Annotated in this window: 8 protein-coding genes; 6 read left to right on the forward strand and 2 right to left on the reverse strand. The window is 69.4% G+C overall.

Translation table 11 applies throughout. The features are described from left to right. The first annotated feature begins 205 nt into the window (after nucleotides 1-205). The 5 genes from AAFN86_RS19475 to AAFN86_RS19495 all read left to right on the forward strand — a co-directional run bounded on the left by AAFN86_RS19475 (nucleotide 206) and on the right by AAFN86_RS19495 (nucleotide 4,504). Nucleotides 206-604, forward strand: coding sequence for a hypothetical protein (locus AAFN86_RS19475; protein WP_347545207.1), 399 nt, complete (start codon nucleotides 206-208; stop codon nucleotides 602-604). Between the two features lie 25 nt (nucleotides 605-629). Then, nucleotides 630-1,877: a histidine--tRNA ligase gene (gene hisS, locus AAFN86_RS19480; protein ID WP_347545208.1), complete on the forward strand. Its 1,248-nt coding sequence runs from the start codon at nucleotides 630-632 to the stop codon at nucleotides 1,875-1,877. Beyond that, on the forward strand, nucleotides 1,874-2,929 hold the full coding sequence (gene prfA / locus AAFN86_RS19485) for a peptide chain release factor 1 (protein WP_347545209.1): 1,056 nt from the start codon (nucleotides 1,874-1,876) through the stop codon (nucleotides 2,927-2,929). The genes hisS and prfA overlap by 4 nt, the downstream gene beginning before the upstream one ends. Beyond that, nucleotides 2,926-3,795 (forward strand): peptide chain release factor N(5)-glutamine methyltransferase, encoded by an 870-nt coding sequence (prmC, locus tag AAFN86_RS19490; protein ID WP_347545210.1) that lies wholly within the window; start codon nucleotides 2,926-2,928, stop codon nucleotides 3,793-3,795. The genes prfA and prmC overlap by 4 nt, the downstream gene beginning before the upstream one ends. A gap of 241 nt (nucleotides 3,796-4,036) precedes the next feature. After that, nucleotides 4,037-4,504, forward strand: a complete 468-nt coding sequence (locus AAFN86_RS19495) for a DUF4167 domain-containing protein (protein ID WP_347545211.1) — start codon at nucleotides 4,037-4,039, stop codon at nucleotides 4,502-4,504. Nucleotides 4,505-4,592: 88 nt separating this feature from the next. Here the strand turns inward: AAFN86_RS19495 and AAFN86_RS19500 are convergent, their stop codons facing one another. Then, complete coding sequence (locus AAFN86_RS19500) at nucleotides 4,593-5,357, reverse strand: MOSC domain-containing protein (protein WP_347545212.1); 765 nt, start codon at nucleotides 5,355-5,357, stop codon at nucleotides 4,593-4,595. 110 nt (nucleotides 5,358-5,467) lie between these two features. Between AAFN86_RS19500 and clpB the strand changes: the two genes are divergently transcribed. Next, complete coding sequence (clpB, locus tag AAFN86_RS19505; RefSeq protein ID WP_347545213.1) at nucleotides 5,468-8,053, forward strand: ATP-dependent chaperone ClpB; 2,586 nt, start codon at nucleotides 5,468-5,470, stop codon at nucleotides 8,051-8,053. Between the two features lie 44 nt (nucleotides 8,054-8,097). On the opposite strand, the gene AAFN86_RS19510 is transcribed toward clpB, so the two are convergent. After that, nucleotides 8,098-9,498: a peptidoglycan DD-metalloendopeptidase family protein gene (locus AAFN86_RS19510; protein ID WP_347545214.1), complete on the reverse strand. Its 1,401-nt coding sequence runs from the start codon at nucleotides 9,496-9,498 to the stop codon at nucleotides 8,098-8,100. Nucleotides 9,499-9,800: the final 302 nt, after the last annotated feature.

The raw sequence follows: 9,800 nt of genomic DNA on the forward strand, positions 1-9,800 counted from the left end.
TGGACAGCCGGGCCTTGGCGTCGTGACGGAGCGCGAATCCTGGGCATGGCGCCCGGACGAGCCTTGCGGTCGCATGCCGCCGGACCCCACCGTCGCGCCCGGCGCCACGTCGAGGTTTCCAAAGGCCTTAAGCCTTTGGTGGGGGAGGTCCGGAGGGGGCAAAGCCCTCTCCGGTCCGGCCCGCGTCACGCTGTTCCAGGTCCTGGTGCTGGCCGGCCTTGCCATCGCGCCCGCCGCCCGCGCCCAGTCGGATGAGTCCGGCGGTGGCGGCGGCGGTTCGGTGTCCTGCGTCGAACTCAACAGCCGGGCGATGGAGGCGACGCTGGTGATCCGCCAGCATGCCAGCGTCCTGTCCACCGGCCTCGACCCGGAGGGCAGGTCGCAGGCCATCGTGGTGCTGGCGTGGCTGGACCAGTGGACCGGCCGCCTGCGCGGACTTGTCGACGTGGCCGAATTCTCCTCCTGCCTCGACGATGGGGATCTGGAGACCTACCGGCGGGCCCTTGCGATGGCGACGCGGGTGGCCAATACCGCGCGGGATGAATTGCTGCGTCCGGTCCGTGCGATGACCCAGCCACAGCCGCCGCAGCGTCGCCGCTTCTAGACTCGATCACACCGGAACCACTGGCATGACAGCCCTTCAGCCCGTCCGCGGGACGCGCGACTTCATCGGCGACGATTTCCGGCGGATGCATCACGTGGCCAGCACGGCCCGCCGCATCGCGGCTCTGTATGGCTTCGAGGAATGGGCGACGCCGATCTTCGAGGATACCCGCGTTTTCAGCCGCGGCCTGGGCGATACATCGGACGTCGTGTCGAAGGAGATGTACAGCTTCGAGGATCGCGGCGGTGATTCCGTGACCCTGCGGCCCGAGGCGACGGCGGGGCTGTGCCGCGCCCTGGTCAGCAATGGCCTGACCCAGACGAACCTGCCGCGCAAGATCTTCTATACCGGGCCGATGTTCCGCTACGAGCGGCCGCAGAAGGGCCGCTACCGCCAGTTCCACCAGATTGACATCGAGGTGATGGGGGCTGCGGAGCCGCTGGCCGATGCCGAGGTGATCGCCTGCGGCTGGCATGTGCTGCAGGACCTTGGCATCGCCGATGGCACGATCCTCGAGGTGAATACGCTGGGCGATACGGCATCGCGTGAGGCCTATCGCGCGGCGCTCGTGGCCTATTTCACCGCCCACAAGGACGCTCTTAGTCACGACAGCCGCGTGCGGCTGGAGAAGAACCCGCAGCGCATCCTCGATTCCAAGGATGAGACAGATCGCGCCATCGTCGCCGGGGCACCGACCATCGACCCCTTCCTGACCCCGGATGCGGCGGCATTCTTCTCAAGCGTGGAGAAGCACCTGGCGCGCTTCGGCGTGCCGTTCCGGCGTAACCCGCGGATCGTGCGCGGGCTCGACTACTACAGCCACACGGCGTTCGAGTTCGTGACTGATCGGCTCGGCGCGCAGGGCACGGTGATGGGTGGCGGGCGCTACAACGGCCTGGTCGAGGAGATGGGCGGCCCGCCGACGCCGTGTGTCGGCTGGGCGGCGGGCATGGAACGCCTGTCCCTGCTGCTGGAGGATGGCGGCGTGACGCCGCCGGCACCGCGGCCCGTGGCCGTCATTCCTGTCGGTGATGCGGCGGAGGGGCCGGCGCTGGACCTGATGCAGGCGTTGCGGCGCGCCGGCGTGGTCGCCGAGATCGCCTATCGCGGCAACCTCAAGCGCCGGATGGAACGTGCCAATCGGCTCGGCGCACGCGCCGCGGTGATCCTGGGCGATGAGGAGATCGCGGCCGGCGTCGCGCAGCTTCGCGACCTCGATGCCGGCACGCAGGAGAAGGTGCCGCTCGCGGAGGTGCCGGGGCGGCTTGGATGAGCCTGCCCCCACGCCTCGACCGGCTGCTGTCCCGCGCGGAGGAGATCCGCCACATCCTGGAGACAGCGCCGGGTGCCGAGATCGGCGCGCTGTCGAAGGAATTGTCGGAGCTGGAGCCGCTGGTCGAGAAGGTCAGCGCGCTGCGGGTGGCCGAGCGCGCGCGCGACGACGCGCAGGCGATGATGGCCGACCCGGAGATGAAGGACCTCGCCGAGGCCGAATGGCTGGAGCAGAAGGACCTGGTCCCCGCGCTGGAACGCGAGATCCGCATCCTGCTGCTGCCGCGCGACAGCGCCGATGAGCGCAGCGCCATCCTGGAAGTCCGCCCCGCCGCCGGCGGGGATGAGGCCGGGCTGTTCGCGGCAGAGCTGTTCCGTGCCTATCAGCGCTATGCCGAGACGCGCGGCTGGCGCTTCGAACTGCTGGAATACGACGAGAGCGACCTCGGCGGCATCAAGGGTGCCACGGCCGAGATCAATGGCCGCGGCGTCTTCGCGCGGCTGAAGTATGAAAGCGGCGTGCATCGCGTCCAGCGCGTGCCGGCGACCGAGACGCAGGGGCGCATCCATACCTCGACCGTCACAGTCGCCGTGCTGCCGGAGGCCGAGGAGGTCGATGTGCAGGTCAATGACAGCGACCTGCGCATCGACACCTACCGCGCCTCGGGTGCGGGTGGGCAGCATGTGAACAAGACCGATTCCGCCGTGCGCATCACCCATCTGCCGACCGGCATCGTGGTGGCGATGCAGGAGGAGAAGTCGCAGCACAAGAACCGCGCCAAGGCGATGAAGGTGCTGCGCGCGCGGATCTTCGAGCAGCAGCGGGCCGCGCTTGCGGCGACGCGTGCGGCGGATCGCAAGGGGCAGGTCGGCACCGGGGATCGGTCGGAACGTATCCGCACCTACAATTTCCCGCAGGGGCGGGTGACCGACCACCGGATCGGGCTGACCCTGCACAAGATCGACCGCGTCATGCTGGGCGAGTTCGACGAGATCGTCGATGCGCTGACCACCGAGGACCAGGCGGCGCGCCTCGCCGCCGACGCGGCATGAGCGGCTGCGCCGATCCGGGCGGATCGGTCGGCGCCTTTCTCTGCCAGGCGGGCCAGCTGCTGCGCGCGGCAGGCGTCGAGGCGCCGCGGCAGGAGGCACGCATGCTGCTGGCCCACGCCATGGCCTGCCGGGAGGAGGACCTGCTTCGGGACCCGCGCGCGGCGGTGCCGGGCCCCGCCGCATCGGCCTTCGGCGCCCTGCTGCGGCGGCGTGCGGCGCGCGAGCCCATGGCGCATCTGCTCGGCCGGGTGGGATTCTGGACGCTGATGCTGGAGGTGAGCCCCGCCACGCTGATACCGCGCGGCGATTCGGAGGCGATCGTCGAAGCGGCGCTGGCTGCGTTCGACGGTACGGCACGGATCGGCCGGGTGCTCGATCTGGGGACCGGGACGGGGGCCTTGCTGCTCGCGGTGCTCGCCGAATGCCCCGGCGCCACGGGGGTCGGGGTGGATGTGGCGCCGGCAGCGGCGGCGCTCGCCGCGCGCAACGCCGCGGCCAACGGTCTGGGCGACCGCGCCGCCTTCCTGTGCGGGGATTGGGCCGAGGCGATCGCCGGGCGGTTTGATCTGGTGCTGTCCAACCCGCCCTATATCGAGACGGCCACCGTGCCGGGCCTGATGCCGGACGTGGCGCGGTACGAGCCGGCCCTCGCATTGGATGGCGGGGCGGATGGGCTCGATGCCTATCGGCGGTTGGTACGGGCGCTGCCCGGGCTGCTGTCGCCCGGCGGGCGGGTGGTGCTGGAGATCGGCCAGGGACAGCGCCCGGCGGTCGAGGCGTTGGCCGTCGCGGCCGGTCTGGAACCCGTTGCCGCGCGCCAGGACCTGGCAGGGATCGACCGGGCCCTGGTGCTCCGGCCGCTGTGATCCGGCGATGGGCCCAGAAAAGAGTTTGGCGGCTTGGCGCCCCGCCGCTATGGTCGTCAAAGCGGTTTGGATGCGGCGAAGTGCCGCGCCCGTACCGGACCAGGCAGTCAGCGGGCTTAGCCCGCGCCATGGTCGGGACCGCCTGGATGCAACAATGCCGACCGCCGGTTCGCATGGCTCGCCCCACCCGGGCCGCGATGCGCAAGGGCGGAGCGGATGCAGGACAGCGAAACACGATACGATGAACATCAAGCGCATGCGCGGCCGCGGCGGCAATCGCCACGGTGGGGGTGGCGGCGGCGGGGGCGGGCACTTCCGGCATAGCGGCAGCGGCGGCGGCGGCGGCGGCGGCGACCGCCAGCCACTGAACCGCAACCATGTCTTCGATTCGTCCGGCCCGGACATGCGCCTGCGCGGCACCGCGCAGCAGCTGTTCGAGAAGTATCTGCAGCTCGGCCGCGATGCGACCAGCGGCGGCGACCGGGTGATGGCGGAATCCTATTTCCAGCATGCGGAGCATTATTTCCGCATCCTCAACGCCATGAACCAGGCGGCGGCGCAGCATCAGCAGACGCAGCAGCGGCGCTTCCAGGGGCAGGGCGAAGGCGAGGGCGAGCCTCAGGGCGAGGCGATGGAGATCAACGGCCAGAACGGGCCGGAGATGCCCGAGGGCGACGAGACGGTGGGCGAGGCGCGCGAGCCGGCGTGATCGGGGCGCGGCGGAGGGTCTTCGGTCCTCCGCAGCACCCGGCCAGGGGCCAAGGTGCTCCTGGTTCGCGAAGGTCTGGCGCCGGGCTTCAGTCGGCCGGTGCCAGCGTCTCCAGCGCGTCGCCGATGGCAATGCGGCCGCCTTCCAACACCTCCGCATACACGCCGAGATCGGCGTGGCCGAAATGGTCGCGCAGCCAGCGCGGCGGCTTGGCATCGCGTTCGCCGGTGCTGGGATTCACCTCGGTCGCGGGGCAGCGGACGATGCGCTTGACCACCCGCAGCTTGGTCTGGCCGAGCTGGATCTCCTGGCCGATCCAGCCGAATTCGGCCCAGGGGCTGCCGCCCGAGACATAGACATTGGCGCGGAAGCGGAGCGGGTCGAGCGTCATGCCGCTCGCCTGTTCCAGTGCGTGCAGGCTCGACAGCCCGATGATCGAGACGACCTTCTTCGCGACATCGGAGAAGGAATGGCCGGGCGCTTCAAGGAAGCGCGGCGTGCCGCGGGCTTCCTCCGCAAGATAGGTTGTCAGGGCCGAGGCGATGGCGGCGCGGCCGGCCTCGCTGCGCGTGCTGGCCACCAGTGGCGACTGGCTCGGCAGGCGCAGCAGGAGGTCGCCGCTGCGGGCGTCGAAGGCGGAATGGACCAGGGCGAGTCGGGCATTCACCATCAGGCAGCCGAAATGGCGCTTGGGCAGCCAGGCCGGCGCGGCCAGGTCGAAGGGGGCGTCGCCCTGCGCCAGGGCGAAGCGGCGGTCCTCGGGCAGGGTCTCGCCTGGGGTGAGGGCGACCTCCTCCAGAGCTTCGGCGGTCAGGCCCTTCACGGGGTAGCGATAGATGGTCTCGATGCGCATGGCGCCCCCTTGAAGCAGATCAAGGACGAATACCACATGGTGGTCCATCAAGGCGCATCTGCTGCCCATCCGGGGGCAGGTGACGCCGTCCGCTCAGGAGAGGGACAAGAATGGACATCGAGAAGTTTACCGACCGGGCCAAAGGCTTTCTGCAGGCCGCCCAGACCATAGCCATCCGCGAATATCACCAGCAGGTGACGCCGGCGCATCTCGCCAAGGCACTGCTGGATGATGCCGAAGGGGCCGCCAGCGGTTTGATCCGCGCTGCCGGGGGCGACCCGGCGCGGGTCAAGCAGACGCTGGACGCGAACATCGCGAAGCTACCCAAGGTTTCGGGCGGCGGGGCCGGGCAGCCGCAATTCACTCCCGACATCGTGCGTGTGCTCGATGCTGCCCAGCAACAGGCGACCAAGGCCGGCGACCAGTTCGTCGCGCAGGACCGGCTGCTGGTGGCGCTTGCCGCCAGTGAGGGGGAGGTGGGCCGCGCCTTCCGCGATGCGGGGGCGAACCCCCAGCAACTGGACAAGGCCGTGGCGGATCTGCGCAAGGGGCGCACCGTGAACAGCCAGAACGCCGAGGAGAGCTTCGACGCGCTGAAGAAGTATGCGCGCGACATCACCGCCGCGGCGCGCGAGGGCAAGCTTGATCCGGTGATCGGCCGGGATGAGGAAATCCGCCGCTCGATCCAGGTGCTGGCGCGGCGCACCAAGAACAACCCGGTGCTGATCGGCGAGCCCGGCGTCGGCAAGACGGCGATCGTCGAGGGCCTCGCGCTGCGTATCATCAAGGGCGACGTGCCGGAGGCGCTGAAGACCAAGAAGGTGATGGCGCTGGACCTCGGCGCGATGGTCGCCGGTGCGAAGTATCGCGGCGAGTTCGAGGAACGGCTGAAGGGCGTGCTGCAGGAAGTGCAGTCGGCCGAGGGCGAGATCATCCTGTTCATCGACGAGATGCACACGCTGGTCGGCGCGGGCAAGGCGGATGGCGCGATGGATGCGTCCAACCTGCTGAAGCCGGCGCTGGCGCGCGGCGAGCTGCACTGCATCGGTGCGACGACGCTCGACGAGTACCGCAAGCATGTCGAGAAGGATGCGGCGCTTGCGCGGCGCTTCCAGCCGGTGTTCGTCGGCGAGCCTTCGGTCGAGGACACGATCAGCATCCTGCGCGGCATCAAGGAGAAGTATGAGCTGCACCATGGCGTCCGCATCACGGACGGCGCGCTGGTGGCGGCCGCGACGCTGTCGAACCGCTACATCACCGACCGCTTCCTGCCGGACAAGGCGATCGACCTGATCGACGAGGCGTCGTCCCGCCTGCGCATGCAGGTGGATTCCAAGCCCGAGGAGCTGGACGCGATCGACCGCGACCTGATGCGGCTGAAGATCGAGCGGGAGGCGCTGAAGAAGGAAACCGACGCGGCATCGCGCGACCGGCTGTTGAAGCTTGAGACCGAGCTTGCCGACCTCGAGGAACGCTCGCGCGAGATGACGCTGCGTTGGGAAGCGGAGAAGGGCAAGGTCGTCGAGAGCCAGAAGCTGAAGGAGCAGCTGGACAAGGCGCGCACCGATGTGGAACTGGCGCAGCGCGGCGGCGATCTGGCGAAGGCGTCGGAGCTGCTCTACGCGGTCATCCCCCAGTTGGAGAAGAAGCTCGCGGAGACCGGCGACAGCGACGCGCGACTGGTGAACGAAGCGGTGACCGAGGAAGGCATCGCCGGCGTGGTGTCGCGCTGGACCGGTGTGCCGGTCGAGAAGATGCTCGAAGGCGAGCGCGCCAAGCTGTTGCGGATGGAGGATGCGCTGCGCAACCGCGTCGTGGGTCAGGAGGAGGCGCTGGAAGCCGTCTCCAAGGCCGTGCGGCGGGCGCGGGCGGGGTTGCAGGACCCCAATCGTCCGATCGGGTCCTTCCTGTTCCTGGGCCCGACCGGCGTTGGCAAGACAGAGCTGGTGAAGGCGCTGGCGCAGTTCCTGTTCGACGATGAGCGCGCCATGACGCGGATCGACATGTCCGAGTTCATGGAGAAGCACGCCGTGTCGCGGCTGATCGGCGCGCCGCCGGGCTATGTCGGGTATGAGGAAGGCGGCACGCTGACGGAAGCCGTGCGCCGTCGCCCCTACCAGGTGATCCTGTTCGACGAGGTGGAGAAGGCGCATGACGACGTCTTCAACATCCTGCTGCAGGTGCTCGACGACGGCCGGTTGACGGACGGGCAGGGGCGGACGGTCGATTTCCGCAATTCGATCATCGTCCTGACCTCCAACCTCGGCAGCCAGGCGATCGCCGAACTGCCGGAGAATGCGGAGATCGACGCGGCACGGCCGGCGGTGATGCGGGCGGTGCGGGAGCGCTTCCGGCCGGAGTTCCTGAACCGGCTGGATGAGGTCGTGCTGTTCCGTCGCCTGGCGCGCGGGGACATGGCCTCGATCGTCGATATCCAGCTGCAGCGGCTGCTGAAGCTGCTGGAGGACCGCAAGGTGCGGCTGGAACTGGACGACAAGGCGCGGGAGTGGCTGGCGGAGGCCGGCTACGACCCGGTCTATGGCGCGCGGCCGCTCAAGCGCGTCATCCAGCGGAACCTGCAGGACCGGCTGGCCGGGCTGCTCCTGGAAGGCAGCATCAAGGACGGCGACGTGGTGCGCGTCACCGCCTCGCCGGACGGGCTCGAAGTGCGGCCGGACCTCGCTGCCGCGGCCTGAGGATCGGGCGGGCCGGCGGGTGATGTCGCCGGCCCGCGCCGCATTCAGTCGCTCGCCAGCGCGACTTCGTCGCGCGTGCCGAGGCCTGCGACGATACGATCCAGCGAGCGTTGGCGGGCGCGGAACGCGTTGAGTTCCACACCCGCGAGGCGCGTGGCCTGTTGCACATGGCGGGCCGGGTTCACCGTGCGGCCGCCGACCCCGACCTCGTAGTGCAGGTGCGGGCCGGTCGACAGGCCGGTGGAGCCGACGGCGCCAATCACGTCGCCTTGGCGGACCCTGCGGCTTGCCGTGATGGCGCGGCCGAAGCGCGAGAGATGGGCGTAGCGCGTCTCGACACCGCCGGCATGACGGATGCGTATCATGAGGCCGTAGCCGCCCTCGCGCTTGGCGGAAACGATGGTGCCATCGGCGGCGGCATAGACCGGCGTGCCCGAGGGTGCGGCGAAGTCGATGCCCTGGTGCATCCGGTTGAAGCCGAGGACCGGATGGCTCCGCAGGCCGAAGCCGGAGGAGATGCGCGCGCCATCCAGTGGCGTGCGGAGGAAGGAGCGACGCAGGCTGCGGCCCTGCTCGTCATACCAGTCGGTGCCGCCTTGCCGGTCCTTGTGGCGCCAGACCTCGAGCGTTCGTCCTGACAGTGTGAGCGTCGCCTGCAGCACCTGGCCGTGGCCGAGGATGTCACCGTCGCTGTCGCGGAAGCGGTCGAAGAGGATGGCGAAGCTGTCGCCGGGCTGAAGGTCGCGTTGGAAATCAACCTGGTGGCCGAGGATGCGAATTAGCGAGAGCGCCATGCCCGCCGGCACGCCGGAGCGCGTCATGGCCGGAAACAGGCCGCCATCGAGGGTACCCTCGGCGCGAACGAGGAAGCGGGTGCGCGGGGCGATCGTCTGTTCGTCACGCCAACTGCCATCGGACTGGCGCGAGGCGCGCACCGTGCGGCCGGGTTCCGGCTCGATCTCGATCTCCTGGAGGGCGGGCGCGCCGCCGGTGGACAGGCGGATGGCAATCTCATCCCCCGGGCGCAGGGCGGCCGGTCGGAAATGGCGGGAGAGGCTGGCGATGGCGGCATGCGCGTCGGCGTTGTCTACGCCGGCACCGTCGAGCAGGCCCGCCAGGGTGTCGCCGCGGCCGACGACCAGGATGCGTTCCTGGGGATCTGTTTCAGGGTCGGCGGCGGCGGGCGGTGTGGCTTCCGGAACAGGGATGTCGGGCGCCGGGATGGCAGCCACGATGACATCCGGCGCCGGCGCTTCCGATGGCGGCGGGTCGGCGGCGGCGAGTTCGGATGCGGGAGACCCGGCGGCGGTGGCCCCGGGTTGCGTCGTCATCGGCGTCTCGGCGTTCGCGGGAACTTCTGGAAGGGCGGTGATGGTTGGGCCGATCTGGACGGCCGGAGAGAGCGCGAGCAGCGCGAAAATGGCGGTGGCCGGGCGGAGCCGCATCGTCGGGGAGACCTCCTGGGCTGCGGTTTCTTGACGCTTTGGGCCATGAACCCGGGAGGAATGACAAGACGTTAATCCGTGATCTTCGAGTCTTTCGGGAGATCAAGTGGTTGAGATATGCGTTTGATGCATTGCACTGAGTTGTGTGAAACCCGTTTGACATGCGTTGGGGAGGTGGGTAGAAGCCCCCTCACGCCGCTGGTGTGGGGTGTTGACGAGGGGCCTGAGGGTCACTAAGTTGACTGCCCCGCTGAGGTTGGTGGGTTAATCGCTGGATTGTTGGATGGTTTCCTCGCCTGAGG

This window comes from Roseomonas sp. CAU 1739 (genome assembly GCF_039839775.1).
Lineage (GTDB): Bacteria > Pseudomonadota > Alphaproteobacteria > Acetobacterales > Acetobacteraceae > Neoroseomonas.